Annotated in this window: 17 protein-coding genes and 1 pseudogene; 9 read left to right on the top strand and 9 right to left on the bottom strand. The window is 69.7% G+C overall.

Annotation, left to right across the window (positions count from 1 at the left end; all coding sequences use genetic code 11):
• The 3 genes from Q0C41_RS19705 to Q0C41_RS19695 all read right to left on the bottom strand — a co-directional run.
• Positions 1-1470 (bottom strand): ribulokinase (locus Q0C41_RS19705; protein WP_291986597.1); only part of this gene is annotated, 1470 nt, incomplete at its 3' end.
• Complete coding sequence (locus tag Q0C41_RS19700) at positions 1467-2918, bottom strand: hypothetical protein (RefSeq protein ID WP_291986595.1); 1452 nt, start codon at positions 2916-2918, stop codon at positions 1467-1469. The genes Q0C41_RS19700 and Q0C41_RS19705, both read right to left, overlap by 4 nt.
• Positions 2919-3064: 146 nt before the next feature.
• Complete coding sequence (locus Q0C41_RS19695) at positions 3065-4327, bottom strand: exo-alpha-sialidase (RefSeq protein ID WP_291986593.1); 1263 nt, start codon at positions 4325-4327, stop codon at positions 3065-3067.
• A 250-nt stretch (positions 4328-4577) separates the two neighbouring features.
• On the opposite strand from Q0C41_RS19695, the gene Q0C41_RS19690 reads away from it, so the two are divergent.
• From Q0C41_RS19690 to Q0C41_RS19670, 5 genes are all read left to right on the top strand, one after another.
• Positions 4578-7814 carry a TonB-dependent receptor gene (locus tag Q0C41_RS19690; RefSeq protein ID WP_291986591.1) on the top strand — a complete coding sequence of 1079 codons (3237 nt, stop codon included), beginning with the start codon at positions 4578-4580 and terminating at the stop codon, positions 7812-7814.
• Positions 7815-7824: 10 nt separating this feature from the next.
• The gene (locus tag Q0C41_RS19685; protein WP_291986589.1) at positions 7825-8781 is read left to right on the top strand and encodes a dihydrodipicolinate synthase family protein; all 957 of its coding nucleotides are present in this window, start codon (positions 7825-7827) and stop codon (positions 8779-8781) included.
• Positions 8781-9986 carry an exo-alpha-sialidase gene (locus Q0C41_RS19680; protein WP_291986587.1) on the top strand — a complete coding sequence of 402 codons (1206 nt, stop codon included), beginning with the start codon at positions 8781-8783 and terminating at the stop codon, positions 9984-9986. The genes Q0C41_RS19685 and Q0C41_RS19680 overlap by 1 nt, the downstream gene beginning before the upstream one ends.
• Positions 9987-10011: 25 nt before the next feature.
• Positions 10012-11130, top strand: coding sequence for a sialidase family protein (locus tag Q0C41_RS19675; RefSeq protein WP_291986585.1), 1119 nt, complete (start codon positions 10012-10014; stop codon positions 11128-11130).
• Between the two features lie 325 nt (positions 11131-11455).
• Positions 11456-12862, top strand: coding sequence for a hypothetical protein (locus tag Q0C41_RS19670; RefSeq protein WP_291986583.1), 1407 nt, complete (start codon positions 11456-11458; stop codon positions 12860-12862).
• Positions 12863-12931: 69 nt separating this feature from the next.
• Here the strand turns inward: Q0C41_RS19670 and Q0C41_RS19665 are convergent, their stop codons facing one another.
• The 5 genes from Q0C41_RS19665 to Q0C41_RS19645 form a co-directional block, all read right to left on the bottom strand.
• Positions 12932-14449 carry a tripartite tricarboxylate transporter permease gene (locus Q0C41_RS19665; protein ID WP_291986581.1) on the bottom strand — a complete coding sequence of 506 codons (1518 nt, stop codon included), beginning with the start codon at positions 14447-14449 and terminating at the stop codon, positions 12932-12934.
• Between the two features lie 2 nt (positions 14450-14451).
• Positions 14452-14859, bottom strand: a complete 408-nt coding sequence (locus Q0C41_RS19660) for a tripartite tricarboxylate transporter TctB family protein (protein WP_291986579.1) — start codon at positions 14857-14859, stop codon at positions 14452-14454.
• A complete protein-coding gene (locus Q0C41_RS19655; RefSeq protein ID WP_291986577.1) occupies positions 14859-15782 on the bottom strand; it encodes a tripartite tricarboxylate transporter substrate binding protein in 924 nt (307 codons plus the stop codon). The genes Q0C41_RS19660 and Q0C41_RS19655 overlap by 1 nt, the downstream gene beginning before the upstream one ends.
• A 154-nt stretch (positions 15783-15936) precedes the next feature.
• Positions 15937-16746, bottom strand: coding sequence for an aldolase/citrate lyase family protein (locus tag Q0C41_RS19650; protein WP_291986575.1), 810 nt, complete (start codon positions 16744-16746; stop codon positions 15937-15939).
• Positions 16743-19145, bottom strand: a complete 2403-nt coding sequence (locus Q0C41_RS19645; RefSeq protein ID WP_291986573.1) for a hypothetical protein — start codon at positions 19143-19145, stop codon at positions 16743-16745. Before Q0C41_RS19645 ends, Q0C41_RS19650 begins: the two co-directional genes overlap by 4 nt.
• A gap of 107 nt (positions 19146-19252) precedes the next feature.
• Between Q0C41_RS19645 and Q0C41_RS19640 the strand changes: the two genes are divergently transcribed.
• Positions 19253-19936: an RraA family protein gene (locus tag Q0C41_RS19640; protein WP_291986571.1), complete on the top strand. Its 684-nt coding sequence runs from the start codon at positions 19253-19255 to the stop codon at positions 19934-19936.
• On the opposite strand, the gene Q0C41_RS19635 is transcribed toward Q0C41_RS19640, so the two are convergent.
• A complete protein-coding gene (locus Q0C41_RS19635; RefSeq protein ID WP_291986569.1) occupies positions 19881-20723 on the bottom strand; it encodes an IclR family transcriptional regulator in 843 nt (280 codons plus the stop codon). The two genes, Q0C41_RS19640 and Q0C41_RS19635, sit on opposite strands and share 56 nt — an antisense overlap.
• Before the next feature lie 64 nt (positions 20724-20787).
• On the opposite strand from Q0C41_RS19635, the gene Q0C41_RS19630 reads away from it, so the two are divergent.
• From Q0C41_RS19630 to Q0C41_RS19620, 3 genes and pseudogenes are all read left to right on the top strand, one after another.
• Positions 20788-21867 (top strand): exo-alpha-sialidase, encoded by a 1080-nt coding sequence (locus Q0C41_RS19630; protein WP_291986567.1) that lies wholly within the window; start codon positions 20788-20790, stop codon positions 21865-21867.
• Positions 21868-21898: 31 nt separating this feature from the next.
• Positions 21899-23122, top strand: a complete 1224-nt coding sequence (locus tag Q0C41_RS19625) for an ABC transporter ATP-binding protein (RefSeq protein ID WP_291986565.1) — start codon at positions 21899-21901, stop codon at positions 23120-23122.
• Positions 23119-23483: pseudogene (locus Q0C41_RS19620) on the top strand (hypothetical protein); the annotation flags it as partial. The gene Q0C41_RS19625 and the pseudogene Q0C41_RS19620, both read left to right, overlap by 4 nt.

Here is a 23483-nt window from a genome sequence, read left to right as displayed (position 1 = left end):
GGCGGCGCGGCCGGCGGCGACGGCGCCGAGCATGGCGGCGCCGAGCGCAGAGGCCTGGGACGCGCCAGCGACCTCGAGGTCGAGTCCGAGGACGTCGGCGTAGATTTGCATCAGCATCCGGTTACGCGTCAGTCCCCCGCCGGCGACGATGCGGGTGACAGGGACGCCACCGTCGCGCAGGGCGTCGGCAATCACGCGGGTGCCGAAGGCCGTGCTCTCGACGAGCGCGCGGTAGATGTGCTCGGGCCGCGTCGCGAGCGTCGCGCCGACGAGCAGCCCGCTCAGCTCGGCGTCGACCAGCGTGCTGCGATTGCCGTTCCACCAGTCCAGGGCCACCAGGCCGGACTCCCCCGGTCTCAGCGCCGAGGCGCGCTCGGTCAGCACGTCGTGCACCGAGACCTGTCGCCGCGCCGCCTCGGCCTGGACGTCGGCCGACGCGAGGGCGTCCACGCACCACGCGAAGCTGTCGCCGACAGCGGCCTGCCCGGCCTCGTATGCGAACAGGCCGGCGACGATGCCATCCTCCACGACACCGGCGATCCCTGGCACCAGGTGCTCGCGCTCGGCCAGCAGCAGATGACAGGTCGACGTGCCGAGAATCAGCATCAGTGCGCCGGGCGTGGTGGCGCCACTGCCGAGCACCCCGGCGTGGGCATCGATGAGCGCGGCGCCCACGGCCGTCGTCGGCGCAAGACCGAGCCGTGCGGCCCAGGCCGGCGTCAGCGTGCCGACGCGCCCCCCCGGCGCCACGACCGCCTGACCACCGCCCTTGCCGGTGTAGAACCCGGCGAGTCCGGGATGCAGCGCCTGCAGGTAGGCATCGGATGGATAGCCGTCGCCCTTGTGCCAGAGGCCCTTGTAGCCGGCCGCGCACGCGTTGCGCGCGAACGCGCCAGTCAGTTGCCACACCACCCAGTCGCCGCCCTCGACGATCAGGTCCGCCTCGGCAAACACCGCGGGCGCCTCCTCGAGGATCTGCAGGGCCTTGGGCAACATCCACTCGGAGGAGATGCGTCCGCCGTAGCGTGGCAGCCACGTCTCGCCACGTGCCGCGGCGACGTCGGTCACCCGCGTGGCCTGCGGCTGCGAGGCATGGTGCTTCCACAGCTTCGGCCACGCGTGCGGCTGGCCGGCCAGCGCCGCCTGCTGCATCAGCGGCGTGCCGTCGGCCGTGACCGGCAGCACCGTGCAGGCCGTGAAGTCGATGCCGATGCCGACGATGTCGGCCGACGACGATCCGGCACTGGCCATCGCCGCCCGGACACTGGCGTCGATCGCCTCGAGCCAGTCGCCCGGATGCTGCAGGGCCCACTCGGCACCGAGGGTCGCGCCCGTGGACGGCAGCCGCTCGTCGATGACCGCGTGCCGATAGACGCTGACGCCGCTGCCGAGGACACGACCGTCCGCCGTGTCGACGACGACCGCACGAGCCGATTCGGTGCCGAAATCGATGCCGATGACCGCGGTCATCCCAGAACCTCGCACTCGACACCGAGCACGTCGCACACGCCCTGGAGCTCCGCGAGGCAATCGCCGTAGACGCCGTGGATGTGGTTGCAGTTGAACGCCTGGATGAACGCGTCCGGGGTGCACGCGAACTTCGCGAACGCGTGCGGCCAGTTGTCCTGGCTGATGGCAGCGACCTCGTGGGCGCGGTCACCGAGGTCGGCGAACTCGGCGTGGAACGCCACCATGCGGTAGCGCCCGGCGCGACGCGTCAGGCGTGCGAGGGTCACCGGACCTGGCGCGGCGACGTGGTACACCGAGGCGCCCCCCGCCGGGAAGTAGAAGCCCTGTGGGCGGAACTCGGTCTGCGCGAGGTTGACCGCCGGGTCGGTGCTGCGCCCGGCGAAGTAGGTGGCGTGTTCGCCGCTGTTGCAGAGGTCCCAGAGGCCGAGGTCGGCGTGATAGTGCCGCACGTCGGCAAACAGCACCGGCGTCCCCGACAGGTGCTTGAAGATCTGCATCGTCAGCGCCGCGTCCGAATCGGCTTCCGTGGAGCAGACGATCGAGGGCTTCGGCGAGCCGTCGGGATGGTAGGGGTCGTTGAGGAACGCTTCGGCGACGTCGGCGGTGGCGAAGTGCTCGGTGAGCTCGCGCTGCCCCTTGATGCCGCAGAAGTCGTAGCCGAACTCCTCGATCAGGTCGACGGCGCCGTAGTACATCCCGAGCTGCCGGCGCAGCAGGTCCTCGGTCAGGCGGAACGTGGCATCGGGGGCCGTCCAGTGGATCTGCCGCACGTGCGCCTTCAGGTAGGCCATCGCCGGTGCGATGCGCGAGCCCGTGGCCAGTTCCTGCTCGGCCCGACGCACGAGTTCGTACTGGTCGACGTGATCGACGTCGATGCCGAACTGCGCCATCCACTGCGCCGGATCGATGACGGTGGTGTCGATGCCGAGCGAGCGCCCGCCGATGAGGGCGTAGGTCAGACCGCGCAGCCGCCGCGCCGCGGCGACGGCGCGCACCCGCGAGACCAGGGCGCCGTAGACGGCCGGATCCTCGAGGTCGCCAAAGGTCTTGGTGAAGCGGATGCCCGCCTGGTCGAGGGACCCGGCATTGGCCAGCATGCCGACCAGCCCGGGGTACTGCGGGTTGATGTTGGAGAACATCGCAATCGGCTGCGGGCAGAACTGCCCGGCCACCCGCGCGTACTGCGGCCACGCCCACACCGAGAAGTTGAAGATGACGGCATCGACGTCGGCCGCGGCCATCGCCTTGCCGTTGCGCACGGCGATGTCGTTGCGCCAGATGACCTCGTCACCGAGCACCACCTCGTGTCCATCGGCGCGCAGCTTGCCGGCAAGGGCATCACGGAACTGTCGCTGCACGGGCGCCAGCGGCTGACTGAGGAAGTCGCGGCCGTCACCGAAGTCGAGGAGGCCGATGCGAAGAGGGCGGGTCTGGAGGTGTTCAAGCATGTCGTTCACCGGCCGTCGGCATTCGGCCGTCGGCCTTCGATATCCGGTGTAGGCGTCGAGCTTCAGCTCGACACTCAGTGATCTGGCGACCGCCGGACAAGTCCGGCGGCTACGTATCCCGCGTTCTGCGCTCTGCGTTCGACGCCCTACCTGGCCCTGCCACCGGCCCTGACCCATGCCTCATCGAACGCAGCGTGCTTGATCGACTTGCGGAGCCGTCGCCCCTGAGCGTCGGTCGCACTGCGCGCGGGCGGCAGGAACACACTGTACGTCACGTGGATCAGGCCGTCGCGGGTCTGGATGATCGACGGGTAGTGATACTGCCCCGTGTCGTCGCCCGTGGCGCCGTCCGGGTCGCGTTCGAGGTGCCGGGTCACCGGCCACGTGCGGCCCTCGTCGTCCGAGAGCGAGATGGCCAGACTCTGCCGCCCGCGCTCCAGGTCGTTGTACACCATCGCCCATCGGCCGCTCGTCAAGACGACGACATCGACGCTGGTGCCGGGATTGGGCAGCACGCCGTCGGTCACCGTCGCCCAGGTCTCGCCGCGGTCGCGCGACTCGCTCATGTGGACACGCTTGGGGGCCGGCCCGTTGTCGCGCATGTAGGCGACGATCGTCCCGTCACGCCGCCGGGCGAGCGCCGGCTGGATGTTGCCGCCTCCGACGAGAGGGTCGCTCACCGTCCACGTCGCGCCGTCATCGTCGCTGATCCCCATCAGCGAGAAACTGAAGCCATCCGAGTAGAGCGGGACGATGATGCGGCCGTCCTCGAGTTGCAGGGGATGCACCCGCGTCATCCAGCCGAGCCGTCGGGTCAACTTGTCCGCCGCGTCGGTCTCGAGTCGCTCGAGGTGGGTGCGGGCCCTGGCGCCGGCGTCGCCGGCAGGCAACGACGCGAGGAGGCGGTCGGCCTCCCGGCGGGTGACCTCCGCGAACCGGTCGCCCGGCGTGAGATGCATGACCTCGCTGGTCTCCCACGCCGGCACCTGCCCGACGGGCCAGGTCCTGGTGGTCTTCACCTTCATCAGCGCGGTGTGCCACTCGTTGGCCAGGATGGTGGGCCACAGCAGCCAGAGACGCGACGTGCGGTCGACGAAGAGCGTCGGGTTGGTGTCGGGGTAGCCCGGGGTGTCGGCGAGGCGGGCCGGTGCGGTCCAGGTGGACGAACCGCGGCGCTGCCACGCGCCGAGCAGTTCGACATCGTCGGCCGTGCGCTCGCCAGAGCCGTGGAACCACGTGACGAGCAGGTGACCCTCGGGATGCTCGACGATGCTCGAGGAATGGTTGTGCCAGTGCTCGACGGGGAACAGGAGTTCGGCCCGGTACTGCCCGGCGGGGGTCTGCGCGTCGCCGCGGCCCGCCGCCGAGAGCAGGGCCAGCGCGAGCGCGGCCATCCATGGTCGTGGCATCGAACGGTCTCTCCGCCGCCCGCAGTCGTGCGGACGCCCCGTGACGCTAGCCGATCCCGTCGGCATTTTTCAATCAGGCACCTCTCGTTTCAAAAATGAAACGCCCGTATCAAATTTCCCATTGACAGGTCCGTCTCGCGGGAGTTTGATGGTGCCGCGCCTCGACACGCTCATGAACGGGTGGGCCCGTTCTCCGCTCCGCGTCCCTCCCACGCGGGGCGGACGCGTGTGGGGCGCAAGGACGACATCCATGATCACGACAATCACGCGAGTGGCGCTGACGGCGCTGCTGGTCGTCACGGCTGCGGCCGGCGGCCTGCAGGCACAAACGACGACGGGCAGTCTGACAGGCGTCATCCGTGACAGCGACGGGGCGGTGGTCCCGGGCGCGACGGTGAAGGCCACGGCCACGGCCACGGGCACGGTGCTGCTCGCCATCTCGGACGAGACCGGGCAGTACCTGCTGCGCGGCCTGCCTGTGGGTGGGTACGCGGTACAGGTCGAGCTGGCGGGCTTCCAGACCGTGCAGGTCGAAGGGGTCGTCATCCGCGTGAACGAGGAAGTGCGCCTCGACGTGGCCCTCAAGGTCGGCAACCTCTCCGAGTCGGTGACCGTGAGCGGCATCAGCACGACGGTGGATACCGTGTCGAGCACGCTCAAGACCGTGGTCGACCAGAAACGGATCGAGGAACTGCCGCTCAACGGTCGCAATCCCACCCAGTTGATGACGCTGGTCGCGGGCGTCATTCCCGACCCCCGCGCCGACGTGACCTCCGGTGCGACCTATCCCGGCACGAGCGGCATCACCGCCAACGGGGCCCGCGCCAACTCGACCAACTACATCATGGACGGCGGGTCGAACAACGACCACTACAGCAACGGCTCGAACCCGATGCCCAATCCCGACGCCCTGCAGGAGTTCTCGGTGCAGACCAACTCCTTCAGCGCGCAGTACGGGCGCAACGCCGGCGCCATCGTCAACGCCGTGACGCGCTCGGGCACCAACAGCTTCCGCGGTCTCGCCTTCGGGTATCTCCGAGACTCGTCGATGAACGCCAACAACTTCTTCTCGCCCGGCATCGACGACGGTCTGAACCGCAAGCAGTTCGGCGGCACCTTCGGTGGCCCGATCCTGAAGAACCGGACGTTCTTCTTCGGCTCCTATCAAGGCACGCTCCAGGATCAGCGTCCGGCCGACCTGAGGGCGCTGGTGCCGACCGCGGCCCAGCGGCGGGGCGATTTCTCGGGCTACGGGCGCGTGCTGCGCGACCCGCTCACCGGTCAGCCCTTCCCCGGCAACATCATCCCGGGCAATCGCATCGATCCGACGGCCGCCCTGATTCTCGCCCAGTACCTGCCCTTGCCGAACCCGACCGCCGGCGAGCCGGCCAACACGCTGCGCTACTCGCGGCCGGCCAACTCCGACGATCACCAGTACCTGCTGCGACTGGACCACAGCTTCAGCAACAACCACCGCGTGTACGGCCGCTACTGGCTGTCGAAGGCGTCGGTGCCGGAGTTCCTCGACCCGAGCAACGTGCTGACGAGCGCCTTCGGCCGGACGTGGGACAACCAGATCATCTCGGTCAACGACACGTGGGTGATGTCACCGTCGCTGGTCAACAACCTGGTGGTCACCTACAACCGCACCTACAACGACAACTTCCAGGTGCCGTCGCCGTCGTACGCCGACATCTTCATCCCCGGGGTCTACAACGACGCCAACCCGCAGTGGTTCTTCAACGTCGGCGGCTGGTTCGGCATCAACACCGGCGACACCAACCAGTTCAACCGGGACGAGTACCAGATCGTCAACACGCTGCGCTGGACGAAGAACCGGCACGAGATCACGACCGGCATCGACTACAGCTACGGCAAGGGCGACATCATCAACAACTTCCGGGCCAATGGTCGCTACACGTTCAACAACGCCGCGCCATTCACGACCGACGCGATGGCCGACTTCCTGCTCGGCAAGTTCCAGTCGTTCGAGCAGGGGGTGGGCGAGTACAAGAACACGCGCTTCCACTACCTGGCGGCGTTCATCGAGGACACCTGGCGCCTCAACCCGCGGCTGACCCTGACGATGGGGCTGCGCTGGGATCCCAACACCCCATACACCGACGTCAACGGCCGCCTGGCCGGGTTTCGACCGGGTCAGAAGTCGCAGGTCTACACCAACGCGCCCGTCGGCATGCTCTACCCGGGCGATGCCGGCTTCCCCGACGCAGGCTACGACAACAGCTGGGGGCTCTTCGCGCCGCGCGTCGGCGGCGCCTGGGACGTGACCGGCGATGGCAAGACCAGCCTGCGCGCCGGATACGGCCTGTTCTACGACAAGCCGAATACCATCACGACCAACAGCGCCGCCACGCAGGGACCGTTCGGAACCGTGGCGCGCGCCGACGGCAACGCGGCCAACAGCCTGCGCAACACGTGGGCCGGCAGCACCAATCCGTTCCCCGTGGACATCTTCAACGTGCCCGCTGATGCCCGCGTCGTGCTGCCGTTCAACGCCTTCAGCTACTCCGCGGACATGCGCCCCGGCACGATGCACTCCTGGCACGTGACCGGCGAGCGCGAGATCTTCAAGGCGACGATGCTGCGCGTGGCCTACGCCGGCTCCCGCGGCGAGCAGTTGACCATCGGGCTCGAGCTCAACCCGGCCATCTATGCCCCCGGGGTGACGACGGCGACGACCAACCAGCGCCGACCGCTGTTTCCCGACTACGGCAACATCATCAGCATCGAGCCGCGTGGGCGATCGACCTACCACTCGCTGCAACTGACGCTCGACAAGCGCTTCAGTGGAGGGCTGTCGGTGTTGTCCAACTACACGCTCAGCAAGAGCATGGACAACACGTCGGCCAACAAGCAGAACGGCGCGACGGCGGTCAACCCGTTCGACCTGTCCTTCGACTGGGGTCCGGCCAACGCCGATCGCCGGCACCGCTGGGTGACGTCCCTGCTGTGGCAGGTCCCGGGCCAGTTCGACAACGCGGCGCTGCAGGCCGTGCTCGGGGGCTGGAACCTGACGGGCATCTACACCCTCATGAGCGGCCAGCCGTTCACGGTGACCAGTGGCGTCGACAACGCCCGCACCGGCACCGGTGGCCAGTTCGCCGACCAGGTGGGGGATCCGAACCTGCCGAGTGATCGGCCGACGTCGGAGCGGGTCGCGCAGTGGTTCAACACCTCGGCGTTCACCGTCAACGCGCTCGGCACCTTCGGTAACGCCGGCCGCAACTCGCTGCGCGGCCCGGACTTCCAGGTGCTGGACCTTGGGCTGCACAAGACCTTCGCGTTCACCAACCGGATCAGCACGCAGTTCCGGCTCGAGGCCTTCAACGCGTTGAACCGCACCAATTTCAACCTGCCTGACGGCAACCGGTCGTCCGGCAATTTCGGACGCATCACCGGTGCGTCAGCCGCCGGAGGCGGGAGTGACCCGCGCATCCTGCAGCTGGCGCTCCGGTTCTCGTTCTGAGGATCGCCGCGTGCAGGCACACCCTTCCGTGACGGAGGCCGCCGGGCCTCCGTCCCTCACCGGCCTCTTCTCGGCCGCGGTCACGCCGCGGACCGAGTCGGGTGCCGTCGATCACGCCGCCTTCGACCGCGTGCTGGACCTGCTGCTGGCCGCGGGCGTCGACGGCGTCTGTCTCGGAGGGGCGACCGCCGAGTATCCGCACGCGACGCGCGACGAGCGACTCGACCTCCTCGAGCGCACCATGGCGCGTATCGGTGACAAGGCGGTGCTGGTCGGCATCGGCGCTGCCGCGCCCACCGACGTGGTGCCGCTCGGTCGCGCGGCGCTCGACGCCGGGGCGCGCGCCGTGCTGCTGTCGATGCCGCTGTTCTTCCGGTATGCCCAGGACGATCTCGAGGCCTTCTGCCTCGAGACGGCCGCCACGCTCGGTGGCCCCGTGCTGCTGTACGACCTGCCGTCCTTCACCACGCCGTTCAGCACCGAGACCATCCTGCGGCTGCTCAATGGCGCGCCGCACGTGATTGGCATCAAGGACAGCAGCGGTCAGTCGGATCGGCTCGGCCAGCTGGCGCACGCGCGCGGCGACCGCCCGTGGCGGCTCCTCGTCGGCGACGACGGGTTGCTCGTCGAGGCGATGGCGGAGGGCTGGGACGGCTGCATCTCGGGGACGTCAGGGGCCTTCCCCGAGCTGATGGTCGCCGTGACCCGGGCCGCCCGGGCCAGCGACGAGGCCACGCTGGCCGTCCTGGTGCCGTTGCTCCGCGAGTTGTTCGCGCAGCAGGGCGTCTTCCCCACCCCCTGGGCGATTCGCATCGGCCTCGAGGCGCGGGGCATTCCCGTCGGTCCCCTGCCCTTGCCGGCGTCGCCAGGTCGCCAGGCGCAGCGGACCGCGTTCGTGCAGTGGGTGCCGGGCTGGCTGACGCGCGTCGAGCAAGCCCTCGGGCTCACGCTGGTCGGCGCGCGGTGATGCCCCGCCGCGGCCTCCTGTCAGTCGGTGCGCTGCTGGTCGGCGCATGGGCCGGGATGGACGCGGCCGGGGACCTCACGAGCGAGGCCCTCTTCGTCGAGGCGCGTGGACAAGTCCACGCGTCTTCCATCGTCGAGACCCCACGCGGCGCCCTGCTCGTGGCGTGGTACGAGAACGGGGACCCCACCGGCACCGGGCCGTTCGAGGGTCAGGATCTCGACAAGCGGCAGGACGTGCGGATCAGCGGCGCACGCCGTGCCCCAGGCGCCACACAGTGGAGCCGCCCCTTCGTGCTCGCGGACACCGCGGACCTCCCCGACAACAACCCGGCGCTCGGCATCGACAGCGGCGGGCGCCTGTGGCTGATCCATGCCACGCTGCTCGGCGTGCCGGAGAAGGCCTGGGGCAGCGCGCTGACCCGCGCGCTCGTCTCCACCGACTTCGAGCGCGACGGCACACCGCGGTGGGACGCGTCGCACACGATCGTCCCGAAGCCGCCGGGTTTCACGAGCGCCGTCGCGCAGGCCGCCGAGCAGGTCCGCATCGGCCCGGGTCGGACGACCGAGGTCGCCGCTCGTGCCAACCGGATGCTGGCCACCACCGCGGACCCGTATGCGCGGCACCTCGGCTGGATGCCACGCACCCATCCGCTGGTCCTGGCCGACGGGACGCTCCTGGTGCCGCTGGCCAACGAGAACGTCAACATGGCGGCCATGGCCCTGGCGCACGACGGCGGCGCACGCTGGACGTTCTCGGCCGCCGTCCCGACGGCCGGCGTCATCCAGCCGTCGGTGATCCGCCTGCCCGACGGCACGCTCCAGGCCTACTTCCGCGACGCCCGCGGCACGGGGCGGGTCGCCCGCAGCACCTCCACCGATCAGGGGCGGACGTGGAGCGCAGCGACGCCCACCGACCTGCCCAATCCCTCCGGGGGGATCGAGGCCATCGTCCTGAGAAGCGGCGCCGTCGCCGTGGTCCACAACGACCAGACGGGCCGTGAGCGCGATCGGCTCTCGATCGCGCTGTCCACCGACGGCGGGCGGACGTGGCCCGTGCGCAAGGTGATCGTCCACGTGGCTGGCGAACGCTTCGACTACCCGTCGGTCATCCAGGCCCGCGACGGGCGCGTCCACGTGACGTTCTCCGACAACCTGAAGACCATTCGCCACGTGTCGTTCCCGGAAGCCTGGGTCTCGACGCCGTGACGTTCCGCCCGTCAGTCACACGCCCATGCATCGTCGAACGTTCCTGGCCCACTCCGCCGCCCTGCTGACCGCGTCCGCCCTGCCGCGTGCGCAGGCGTCCGTCGAGCACGTCACCGTGTGGCGAGAGGCCGGGCGCTACGGGGGATGGCCGGCCAATCACGGGATCTGGAGCTGGGGCGACGAGATCCTCGTCGGCTTCACGGCCGGCGTGCTGAAGACCGGCGACCCGATGCGCCATCCCATCGATCGGTCCGCCGGCGAAGCCCACGCGCTCGCCCGGTCCCTCGACGGTGGCCGGACCTGGACGCGCGAGGATCCCGTGGTGCTGCAGCCGCCGCCGCGCCCCGAACGTCGCGCCGTGACCGGCGAACCCCTGCGGTTGCCGACGGTGCAGGCACTCCCCGGTCCCCTCGACTTCACGGCACCGGGCCTCGCGCTGACCTTTCGCACGTCGCACGGCGCCACGGGCGCGTGGATGTTCGTCAGCCAGGACCGCGGTCGTCGGTGGGCGGGGCCGTACCAGCTCCCGCCCCTCGACACGCCAGGGTTCGATCCGCGCACCGATTACCTGGTGCTGGGCCCGCGCACGCTGCTGGTGTTCCTGACGGCCTTCAAGACGAACGGCAAGGAGGGACGTCCCCTCGCGATCCGGACGCGCGACGGCGGGATGACCTGGGAACGCCTCGGCTGGATCGGCCCCGAGACGGACGGCTTCCGCATCATGCCGGCCACGGTGTCACTCGGCGGCGACGGTCTCTTCACGGTGATCCGCCGACGCGACGACACGAGGCACCACCTCGAGGGCTATCGGAGTCGTGACGGCGGCGCCACGTGGACCGCGGCGGGGCTCGTGGCGGCCGACACGGGCCGCGGCAATCCCGCGAGCCTGCTTCGCCTGCCAGATGGTCGCCTCTGCGCCGTCTACGGCTTCCGCGCCGCGCCCTTCGGCATGCACGCGGTCTTCAGTGGCGACGAGGGCGCGACGTGGAGCACGCCGCGGCCACTGCGCGAGGATGCGGCCGACTGGGACCTCGGCTACCCGCGCTCGGTCGTGCGCGCGGATGGCCGCGTTGTCTCGGCCTACTACTTCAACGACGCCTCCGGCCCAGAACGCTACATCGCCGCGACGATCTGGACGCCGTAGAACAATTCAGAATTCAAAATTCAGAATGAAGCGCGGGGCGGGCACCGCCACCTCCGTCGCGCAATTTCAGAACTCGGCATTCACGTTGCAGCGCGGCCGTACTGCGACACGCGGTCTCTCCGAACGCGTCCTGGTCGTGATGGACACGCGGGCCGCGTCTGAGGCATCGTTCGCTGATTGCTCTGGAGGAACGTCGGGCGTCCTTCCAGGTATGTCTTAGAGTTGGCGAGCGGTCCATGAAGATGCCCCCCCCCGCGCCGGGTGCCCACCTGAAACCCCTCAGCGGCAGACACAGTTACCGGCAGAACTTGCTCTACTAGCGGTGGTGATCGCCGTCGCCATCATGGCGTACTGGCCTTCATTGGACGCAGGCCTGGTGTCCGATGACTTCCAGTTCACGCGGCGTCCCTGGGGTCTCAACTTCCTGACCCACCTGACCAGCGGATGGGAGCACAAGCTCGGCAGGGCGACGGCGTACCGCCCGTTCACGGTGTTCACCTACGGACTGAACCAGTGGCTCTGGAGCAGTCCGACCGGATTCCACGCCGTCAACATCCTGATTCACGCGACAGCCTCGGCATTCGCGACATTACTGGCGAGACGCCTTGGTCTCGGTCGCTCAGCTGCCGCCGTGTGCGGACTGCTCTTCGCCCTGCATCCCGTGCACAGCGAGGCGGTGAGCTGGATCTCCGGCAGAACTGCCGCACTCGCGGGGGCGCTGTCGCTGGGCTCGATGTGGCTCACCACATATCGCGGCCGAGGCCCGCTTCCGCACGCCGCGGCGGCGACGCTGGCCGCGCTCGCGATCCTGAGCTACGAGGGGTCGTTCCTGTTGCCGGGGATGCTGCTCGCCGTCGCGTGGCACGCCCGTCCAGTTGACGCGCCGCTCCCGTGGAGGCGTCTGGCCGTCACCGCCGTGCCGTTGATGGCCTTCTGGCTCTTCTATCTGTCCATGCGGTGGTTCGTCATCTCCGGCCTCGAGCACGACAGCTGGGCTCTCTCGTCGGCCGTCAGCCGCGAGGGATTTGCCGAGCCCGTGGCGCAGCGAGCCTGGAAGAACACGATGCAGTTCGTGACGCGGATTCTGGCCGGCGGTTGGAACCTGCAACCCTGGCAGAGTCGGACGTTCCTGCTGAGTGCGGCAGCCGCGTCGACTGCCGTGTGCCTCGCCGCTCGACATGCGCTGTACTCCCGTCGCCTGGTCGTCCTGTCGAGCGTCCTGGGCGTGCTCGCGTTCGCACCGTATGTGACCTACACAGGCTATGCCGATCGGTTCGCGTACCTTGCCGCCATCGGCATCTGCCTGATCCTTTCGGCAGGAATGCAGGTGGTGGTCGAGAGAGATCGTCGCATCGAGCAGGCAGGTGCCGTCCTCGTCGCCACCGCGCTGCTCGGTCTCTGGGTGCGCCAACTCGTCATGTCGGAGAGAGACTGGCGTGAGGCCGGCGAGGTCGCGGCGCAGATTACCAGTCAGGCCGCGGCAATCGCCCCGCCGCTTCCGCCCGGGGCACACCTTCATGTGACTGGCGTGCCGTTGAACATTCGGAGCGCCTACGTCTTCATCACCTATTTCGACCTGGCCATGAGTCAGGCCCTGGCGCGTCCCGACGTGACGATCTCGATGGACCCGAATCCGGCAGGGTCGTGTCCGGTGCGGAACTCGGCGCCGTCCTTGTGCCTCCGCTGGAACTCCGACCACCGCGCCTTGTCAATCGCCCGACGATCGTTCTAGCGAGGCGTCACGGTGTTCGCCCCGCGCTGCATTCTGAATGCTGAATGTCAGCGAAGCGCGCCTGAATCTCTACAGCGTGTCACTATCCGGCATCGTCGAATCCGGCAGGCGGCTGTCGTGGCCGCGGCGCGAGATCAGCGGCCACAGCAGCGTCAGGGCCGCGAGCACCAGGAACAGCAGCGAGATGGGCCGCGTGACGAATGTCGCCAGCGATCCCTCCGATAGCGCCAGCGCGCGGCGCAGGTTCGACTCGGCCATTGGCCCGAGGATGAGCGCGAGCACCAGCGGCCCCATCGGAAAACCCTGCTGCCGCAGCAGGAAGCCGAAGATGCCGGCCGTCACGGCCGTCCACACATCCCCGGTCGACTGGTTGAGCGCATAGCTGCCACCGAGCGCAACGGCCAGCACGGTGGCCCACAGGTACTGGTCACGAATCTTGAGGATCTTGCCGAGGATCCGCGCGCCGATCAGCCCCCACACCAACGTCACCAGCGACGCCATGAAGACCAGCGCGACGATGGTCGCGACCAGGTCGGGGCGATTGCGGAACAGCAACGGCCCCGGCTGCAGACCGTGCATCAGCAGGGCGCCGATCAGCACGGCGGCGGCCGAGTCACCCGGGATGCCGAGCGCCAGCGTCGTGACCAGCGACCCGCCGATGCCGGCGTTGGCGCCGGTCGTCGCGGCGATCAGGCCCTCGAGCGAGCCCTTGCCGAACTTCTCGGGCGTCTTCGAGAACCGACGGCTCTGGTCCCACGCGAGAATGGCGCCGACGTCGGCGCCGGCCGCGGGCATGATGCCGATCCAGATGCCCATCAGCGATCCGCGCAGCCCGTGGGCCCAGAGCGTGCGGGCCTCCTCGCGCGTCGGGAGCATGCCGGACGTCTGCGTATCGCCATCGAGTTGCTGTCGCGGCGGCGACGCCATCTGCGTGAAGACCTCGGCGATGCCGAACAACCCCACCATCACCGGGATGAACGAGACGCCGTCGAGCAGTTCGGGTTGCCCGAACGTGAAGCGCGGATAACCGGTGATGGCGTCGAGGCCGATGACGGCCAGCAGCAGGCCGATGACGCCCGTCGCCAACCCCTTCAGCATCGACCCACCCGAGACGCCGACGATGGTGCTGAGGCCGAAGACGGCGACGGCGAAGTACTCGGCGGGCCCGAAGCGCAGCGCGAGGCGCGACAGCGGCAACGCTGCCAGCAACAGGACGACGAGGCTGAGGAAGATGCCGAGGAAGGCGCCGATGGCATTGAGCCCGAGCGCAAGGCCGGCGCGCCCCTGGCGCGCGAGCGGATGGCCGTCCCAGGTCATCGCGATGGACGCGGGCGTGCCCGGGGTGTTGAGGAGGATGGCCGGCACGCCGCCGCTGAAGATGGCCGAGACCAGCAGGCCGAGCAGCATGGCCATGGCCTGATCGGGCGCGACCCAGAACGTGAACGGCGTCAGCACGGCCAGCCCCATCGTCGCCGTGAAACCGGGGAGGCTGCCGAAGAGGACGCCGAGGGCGACGCCAATCAGGACGTAGAGCCAGGCGTCCGGAGACAGCATCGGCGCCAGCAGGAGCATCGGATCGCCGGGCACGGCTAGAACCTCACTCCCAGTCCGCGCTCGAAGAGGACTTGCAGCGACGTCGCCATCAGGACGGCACCGATGAGGGCGCCTCGCCAGGCCAGGCCGGTGAGTCTGAAGAACGTCAGCAGGACGAGCCCCGTCAGGACGCCATAAGGCACCACACGCCAGAGGAGGACGTACGCGACGAGGAGGGCCATGGCCGCCGGGATGGCGCGGTGGTGGCGCACGAGCGCCGGTGCGCTGGTGCCAGGCGCCCACAGGAGGGCCCCGGACAACGCCAGCAGGGCCACGCCCAGCAGGCGCGGCACGAGGCCGGGCCCGGGCACACCCTGCCTGCCCGGGGGAAATCCCCAGGTGGTGATGAGGATGGCCAGCGCGAGGGCGCCGAGGACGCACGCGACGATCCGGGGGCCGGTCATCAGCTGACGAATCCGAACTCGCGCACCAGCTGCGCGTAGCGGGCCGATTCCTGATCCACGAAGACCCGGAAGTCCGCCGAGGCGAGCGGCTGCACGTCCAGGCCGGCGGTGCGGCAGTAGGTACGGAAGGCCTCCTGCTGGAAGGCCGCGAGGATGTGCTGCTCGAGTTGCGCGAGGATGGCGGGTGCGACGCCTCGAGGCATCATGAAGCCGCCCCAGGCCTCGAACAGCAGGTCGAGGCCCTCGCTGCGGAACGTCGGCACGTCGGGGAAGATCGGCGACGGCCCGTCGCCCATGATGCCGAGCAGGCGGACGGCCCCGCCGCGCACGAGTGCCTGGACCTCGGGCACACCCGCCATCACGGCGTCGAGATGACCGCCGAGCAGCGCCGTGGTCGCGGGGCCCGATCCCGGGAAGGGCGCGAAGATGAAGGTGCGCCCCAGCTGTCGGCCGAGCGCCAGCGTGCCCAGATGCCACACGCTCAACGGACCGGCCGCGCCCATGGCCACGCGCGCGCCGCCGCGCACCGCGTCGACGAAGGCGCGCAGGGTGCGATACGGCGAACTGGCGGGGACGGCCAGCGCTGCCGGGGCGCGATGGTGGCGCGCCAGGAGATCGAAATCGCCCGTGGACAGGTCGACGTACCGCAGGTGCGGCACGACGGCGAGTTCCACCGGCGCATAGCCGACGAGGTAGCCGTCGGGCGCCGCGAACTTGACGGCCGAGAACGCGACGGCGCCCATCGCCCCGACGCGGTTCTCGCACAGCACCGGCACGCCGAGTCGTTCATTCAGCCCGCGCGACGTGAAGCGCGCCACCGTGTCGGACATGCCCCCCGGTGCCGCGTGCACGATGACGCGCACCTCGCGCGACGGCCAGGGTCCCTCGGGCCGCGCACACCCGGCCGCGGTGCCGGCCAGCATCGCGAGTCCCGCCTGGAGGAAGGCCCGACGGCCCGCGGGGCACGCGGCGGTTCCCAACTGGTGACGGCCGGCTCGGAGAGCCGGCCCTACCCACCGCGGGGGCGCTGGCCGATGCCCGATGCCCGATTCCCGGTTGCCCGTTCCCGGTTCCCGGTCAGTACGAGGCACGCGGACCACCGGTGGCGCGGCCGAGTGGGTCGAGCCACGCGCGAGCCCCCTCGGCGAAGAGCGTCAGGTCCGACGCCGCGTGGAACAACTGGAACCCGTCGGCCGCAAAGCGCTGCACCGATTCGGGAGAGGCGACCGGCCGACCGCAGTGCTTGCCATGGCGGTGCGCCGCATCGCGCACGCGCTCGGCGGCGCGCAGCACGTCGGGATGCATCAGGTTGCCGCGCAGACCCATCGAGAACGACAGATCACTGGTGCCGACGAACAGGACATCGATGCCCTCCACCGCCGCGATCTCCTCGCAGCGCTCGACGCCCTCGACCTCCTCGATCACGGCGACGACGAGCACCTGGTCGTCTGCCGAATCGAAGTACGACGGCACCGTGGCCCACGTCCCTTCGGCCAGACCCGAGCCCGATCCACGACGGCCGCGTGGCGGATAGCGGCACGCGCGGGCCGCCTGCTCGGCCAGTGCCGGCGTGCTCGTGAAGGGGAACACCACGCCGTGCACCCCCTGGTCGAGCACCCGCTTGGCCATCCAGGTCTCCCCGCCGGGCACGCGGGCAATCGGCACGGCCGGCAACCCGCGAGTCGCCAGCACGATGTGGCGCAGCGTCTCGAGCGTGATGGGGCTGTGCTCCATCTCCACCCACAGGAAGTCGAAGCCGGACTTGGCGGCCACGAGCGCGAGGTCGAGGCTTGTCGCCGTCACCGGCATGCCCACCACGTACTCGCCGCGGGCGAGGCGCGCCTTGACGGGGTTGACCCACGGGGCAGGCAGGGGCGCGTCAGTCACTTCGGATCCGTCTCCTTGATCAGCCACACTTCGGCCACCTGATTGCCGCGCCCGGCACCGCCGAGCCCTTGGTTGGGCCGCCACGTCAGCGTCAGCCGCCCGTCGGCCGTCGCGGCCGGCGGAATGGCGAACTCCACGGGCGCCACCGGCGACGGCTTGGCCATCGGCCCATGCACCTCGTGCGTCTCGTCCGCCGTCAGCCGCAGGCGCACATTCTGGCTGTAGATGTCGCCGGCGTACACCACCCGCACGGTGTACCGCGCGGTCGGGTCCAGCGCCGTGTACGTCATCTGCAGCGCGCCATCGTAGAACGCTTCGGCGTGACTCATCCACGACAGCCGCCAGTTGGGCAGCGATCCGAAGCCCGTGAGCCCGGAGTGGTACGGCCCGGGATCCTGGCGGAAAGCGGGCGGCGCGACCAGGTGCGGCTGCGCGTCCGGGGCGCCGAGATCGTCGTAGAAACCGCCGGGGCCGGGATCGGTCCAGCGCGCGATGCGCGTGAGCGCGGTGACGCGGTCGCGCTCGTTGGGCAGGGCGCGGATGGCGGCAAACTGCTCCGACAGCCACACCCGGTCGTTCAACGGCGCATCGATCAGATCGAGGTTGGCCCCACGCCCGACGGCGATGGCGCGATACAGCGGCACCGAGAGCTGCATCCGCACGCTCTGATACAGCGCCTCGGCCAGCTGGAAGACGCGCGTCCGCAGATCGGCCGCCACCGGCTGCGCGGCCGACGCCAGCACACGCTCGGCCTCGGCCATCGCGGCCATCGACCCGAGGCCGCTCACGTTGGCCAGCGCGCTCATCGCCTGCACCTGCGCGGCCTGCTCGCCGATCAGCCGGCGACGGACGTAGGCGTCGTAGTAGGCCCGATAGAGCGTCTGCTGGAAGCGCCAGTTCAGCAGGTCACGCGGCTCGGCCGTCCGCTCCATCGCCTGGAATGCCGCCAGGGTTCGCTCGACACCGATGTTGGCGGCCAGCGGCCCCCGCCAGTTCTCCTCGAGCGCGAGGATGCCGGTCGACAGCGGCTCGGCATAGGCCGGTCCGACGAAGTAGCGCGCGTACTGGCGCAGCGCCTCACGCACGTCGGCCTTCGGATTCCAGCCGAGGGCGCTCCAGACGATCTTGTTGACGTCGTCGTTGCACCCTTCGGAATAGGTCAGGAAATCGGGCGAGACGGACAGCCACCGCTGGAAGGCCGCGGCCTGATCGAGGGGGCGCGGGTTGATCGGCTCGCGATCCAGCGTGCGGGCATACGCCACGTCCCAGAGGGGCACCGGGTACTCGGCGCGAATGGTGTGGGTGATGTCGGGATAGCGGCGCAGCTTGTACTGGGGCGGGATCCGCTGGCGCACGGTGGCCAGCGAGTCGCGATTCTGGGGGCCGATGACGATGCCGGTGAGCCAGACCGGTTGCTTCGCCATGAGCCCGTAGAACGTCTCCATCCACTGGGCCGTGAAGCCCTGCGGCGACATCCACATCGTCATCGTCGGATGGAACGTCCGGATGTTGGCGGTCTGGCGCGCGAGCAGGCCGAACATGGCGGAGGGCTCGGTGTGGCCCGGATCGCCGCCGGGGACGAAGATGGCGTCGAGCCGCGGCAACTGCTTCAGCACGCCTTCCCACTCGGCGACCGCCTTGCCGATGTTCGCCTCGGTCGTGTAGTCATCGTCCAGGGCCGGATACCAGACCCAGACGTCGAGGCCGTACTTGTCGGCCAGCCGCGACATCTCGACCATCATCTCCATCTGGGGACGCGGGAAGTGCGGGCTGTCGGCCGCATCATCGGACCGCGGCGGAATGAGCTCGATGGCGTTGGTGCCGAAGACCGCGAGGTCGCGGATGTACTGCTCCCATTGCGGCGCATCCCACGCATCGTAGGAGTTGGTCTTCGGGCGGTAGCCGAGCTGATGGCCTCGCACGGCGACGACTGGCGTCTCGGTGACGTCGAGCGGCGCGGGCAGGACGACCCGGGTGCGCGACATCTCGAGCGATCGGAGCAGACGCCCCACACCGAACAGCACGCCGCGCTCGTCGGCGCCCGCCACCACGATGCTGCCGGGCGCGGTGCTGATGCGATAGCCCTCGGCGCCGGGGGCCGGGCCGTTCAGGCGACCGGCAAGCGGCCCGCGCCGCAGGGCTGCGAGCCGACCGACGTGAATCGCCGCGCCAGTGCTGGCACGATCGGCGATGGTCCAGCGCACGAGCGACCGGCGCTGGACTTCTTCGAGAAGCATCGTCGCGGCCACTCGCTCGCGGCGGGTGGCATCAGCGGCCACGACGATGGTGGAGACGGTGAGGTCGAGGGTCGGCGTGGTCGTCGCCTGGGCGTACACGGGCGACGTCAGCGCCACCACCCACAGGAGAAGGGCCAGGAACGAGCGGACGGGGGCGAGCATGGGCGAAGCCTCCGGGAGGGAGCGCGGTGATGCCATTTTGAAAGTCGTTCCATTTTCTACACCATGTGTTTTATAAATTCCACACCCTCGCTTCCGGGACACTCGCCATGCCTCTCCTGACGCCTGCGCAACTGGCCGCCCTCGCAGCCATCGACAGCCCGACCGTGGCCAACGCCATCGAACGCTTCAAGGTCAGGAGACGGGTGGACGGGTACGCCGACCGCGACCTGCGGTGTGCCTTCCCGGAGTACGGGTCGATGGTCGGCTACGCGGTGACGTGCACGGCCGACAGCACGACCGAGGCCCGCGCCGACGGCGCGGGCCTGCTCGGCCTGTGGGCGGCGCTCGAGGCGGCGCCCGGGCCGACGGTGCTGGTGATCAAGGATGTCGGCCCGCAGCCGCGCAAGGGCTGCCACATGGGCGAGATCATGGCGACGACCGCCAAGGCGCTGGGGGCGGTGGGGTGCGTCTCGGACGGCGGCCTGCGCGACGTCAAGGAGGTGGCGGCGCTGGGCGGCTTCCAGTACTTCTGTCCGGGATTCGTGGTGTCACACGGACAGCCGGTCATCCTGGACGTCGGCGTGCCGGTCGAGATTCACGGCCTGCCCATCGCGCCCGGGGATCTGCTGCACGGCGACGTCAACGGCCTGCTGGTGGTGCCGGAGGCGATTGCCGCCGACGTGCCGGCGGCCTGCGAGGCGGTGCGGGCCGAGGAGCGGGCGCTCCTCGATCTGATTACGGCGCCGGGGTTCTCGGTGGAGGCACTGCGTCAGTGGAAGCTGACGCATTAGCGGCGGCGTCGCGCACCGCGGCGATGATCTGGTCCTGCAGGGCGGCGTCGACCAGACGCATCTTGGGCAGCGACAGGCTGATGGCGGCGATGACGGTGCCGTCGGCGGCCCTGATCGGCGCCCCGAAGCAGCAGCCCTCGAGCACGCTCTCCTCCGCGTCGGTCGAGTAGCCTTGGGTGCGCACCCGTTCGTACTCCTGCTTGAGCAGGACCTCGTCGGTGATGGTGTGCTCGGTGAAGCGATGCGTGCCGTAGCTGCGGCGCAACCGCTCGACGATGTCGTCGGGCAGATGCGCGGTGATGGCCTTGCCGAGCGAACTGGCGTGCGGCGGCAGGATGCGGCCGACCGTGTTGGCCATCCGGATCAGGTGGGGGCTGTCGAGCGTCGCGACCACCTCGATGCGGTTGTCGAAGTGCATGGCGAGCGTGATCGTCTCGCCGAACTCGCGACTGAGCGTGCGCATGTGCGGCAGCGCGGCGGCGACCAGATCGGTCACCCGCTTGCCGTCGCCCCAGACCTGGAGGTCGGCCGAGAGGCCGTATGCCCCTTCGGCGGTGCGCTCGACGTAGTTGGACACCTCGAGGGTGTGCAGGAGGCGGAACACCGAGCTCTTGGCCAGGCCCACGTGGGCGGCGATGTCGGCGAGCCCGAGGGGGTGCTCGTGCTTGCGCAGCACCGCCAGGATCTCGAGCGCACGCCCGATCACCTTGGAGTAGTACTTGTCGTCGCGGATTCTGGGGCCCGTCTTGCGGGCAGCGACTGTGGGGCGGAGACTGCGAGCTGGCATCCGTTTGCGCATATTGTACCGCCGGCGTCCAAACCGGGGCGTTCCGGCTTTCCGAGGAGTTCTGATGCGTCACATCCTGCTGGCTGCCGTCGTGTTCGTGTCGGGCGTCACGGCCGCAGGCGCCCAGGCGCCCGCGCCGGTCGCTGCGCCCGTCGTGTCACGCGTCTTCGGCCCCGAGACGGCCACGGGCCCATACAAGCACCCGGCATGCCTGACCGAGTTGTCCAATGGCGACCTGTACCTCGTCTACTACGGCGGCCAGGGCGAGTACGCGCGCGACACGACGGTGTTCGGCGCGCGCCTCGCGCACGGCGAGACGACGTGGTCGGCACCGGTGGCCATCGCGAAGGACCCCTTCCGGTCCGTCGGCAACGGCGTCATCTGGCAGGCGCCTGACGGTCTGGTCTGGCTCTTCTACGTCGTCCGGTTCGGCGAGACCTGGGGCACGTCCCGCATCCAGGCCAAGGTGTCGCGCGACCTGGCCGCCACGTGGTCGGATGCCTTCCCGGTGGCCCTCGAGGCCGGCATGATGGTGCGCAACCGCCCGATCGTCCTGCACGATGGCACCTACCTGCTGCCGGTGTACTTCGAAGACGGCGAAGACACGGAGCAGGTCGGCCCGAAGAGCACGTCGCGCTTCCTGCGTTTCGATCCCCGCACGCAGGTGTGGGCCTCACTCGGCGAGGTCCGGTCGCCCACCGGCAACATCCAGCCGGCCGTGGTCGAAGTGGCGCCCAATCACCTCATCGCCTACGCCCGGCGCGGCGGCGGCTACGGCCCGACCACCGAGGGCTGGCTCGTGCGGGCGGAGTCGACCGATGGCGGCCGGACGTGGAGCGAGGGCAAGAACTCGGCCTTTCCGAATCCGAACTCGGCGGTCGACTTCCTGAAGCTCGCGTCGGGCGCCCTGCTGCTGGTCTACAACGACCACATGTGGGAGCGCAGTCCGCTGATGCTGGCCCTGTCGGACGACCAGGACCGGTCGTACCCCGTCCGGAAGGCGCTCGCCACGGGCAAGAACAGCTTCGCGTACCCGGTGGCCTTCCAGGCCCGCGACGGCCGCATCCACGTGGTCTACACCTCCGACTCGCGCAAGGTCATCAACCACGCCATCGTGACCGAGGCCTGGATACGGGGGCGGTAACTGCAGGCCATGGCGCCGCTATACTTCCGGGGTGTCTGCCCCTGCCGTCGCGGTGCACGGCGTGTCCAAGCGCTTCACGCTCTACCACCAGGGGGGCAGTGGCCTCAAGGAACGGCTCGTCGGCCTGGTCGGCGGGCGTCGTGACGGCCGCGAGACGTTCTGGGCGCTGCGTGACGTCGGCTTCGAGGTGGGACGCGGCGAGACCCTCGGCCTGATCGGGCACAACGGCTGCGGCAAGAGCACCCTGCTGCAGATCATCGCCGGCATCCTCGAACCGGATGCCGGCACCGTCACGACCAGTGGGCGCATCACGTCCCTGCTCGAGCTCGGCGCCGGCTTCAGTCCCGATCTCTCGGGTCGCGACAACATCTTCCTCAACGCCTCCCTGCATGGGGTCTCGGCCGAGGTCATCCGCGCGAAGTTCGACGAGATCGTCGCGTTCGCCGAACTCGGTCGCTTCATCGACACGCCGGTCCGCAACTACTCCTCCGGGATGTACATGCGACTCGGCTTCTCGGTGGCCGCGCATCTCGACCCCGAGATCGTGCTCGTGGACGAGGCCCTCGCCGTCGGCGACGAGGCGTTCCAGCGCAAGTGCCTGCGCAAGATCCAGCAGTTCCAGGCCCAGGGCGTCACGGTGATCATCGTGTCGCACGACCTCCTGCTCGTCGAACGCCTGTGCACGCGCGCCTGCCTGCTGCAACGGGGCGAACTCGTCGCCGTGGGCCCGGCGGCCGACGTCATCTCGCGCTATCACCAGATGGCCGCCGCCAGCGGTGAAGTCGCCGGCGAGTACCGCTGGGGCTCACGCGAGGTGGAGATTCCGAGCGTGCGGCTGCTCGATGCGCACGACCAGCCCATCACCAGCCTGCGCACCGGCGACACCCTGACCATCGCCTTCGGCTACCACGCCGACCGACGTGTCTCGCGCCCCGTGTTCGGGATGGCGGTCTATCACGAAGACGGCACGCATCTCACGGGCCCCAACACCCGCACGGGCGGCCTGGCCATCCCCGAGGTCGACGGGGACGGCGAGGTCCGCTACACGATCGACCATCTGTCGCTGCTGCCGGGCCGGTACGTGGTGTCGGTCTCGGCCTACGACTACCACCTCGTCGAACCGCTCGACCATCGCGAACGCGTGGCGACGTTCACGGTGACCGAGGGCGGCACGCTGGAGCGCTTCGGCAAGGTGACGCTCGGCGGGACCTGGCACCTGGTCCCCGCACCGACCACGGAGCCCGTCGGGTCGTGAGCGCCCCACGCCTGGCCGCCATCCTCCATGGCGCGCGGTGGCCCTCCGGCGATGCGGGCGCGAGCTGGAGAGAGCGCCTCAGCCGTGCCCTGCAGCGCGAGGTGGAGATCGTGCTCGCCCGCGACGAGGCCTCGGCCCCTCGAGGTGCGGCCGCCTGCGTGATGCGCGGGCTCGCCCGCACGATGGCCTCCCACGTCATCGTCGCCGACGTGCACGCCACCCCGGACGACGAGACGATCCGCGCGCTCGTCCAGGCGCTGGACGGTGCCGCCCTGGTGGTGCCGCGCCGCGCAGGCACGGTCGACGGACCGGTCGAGGATGCAGGCGTCGGGACGTACGAGGCGACGCTCCTGCAGGCCGT

The sequence above is a fragment of the Luteitalea sp. genome (genome assembly GCF_022842525.1).
In the GTDB taxonomy this organism is placed as follows: domain Bacteria; phylum Acidobacteriota; class Vicinamibacteria; order Vicinamibacterales; family Vicinamibacteraceae; genus Luteitalea.
This window is presented reverse-complemented; position numbering and strand designations above follow the sequence as displayed.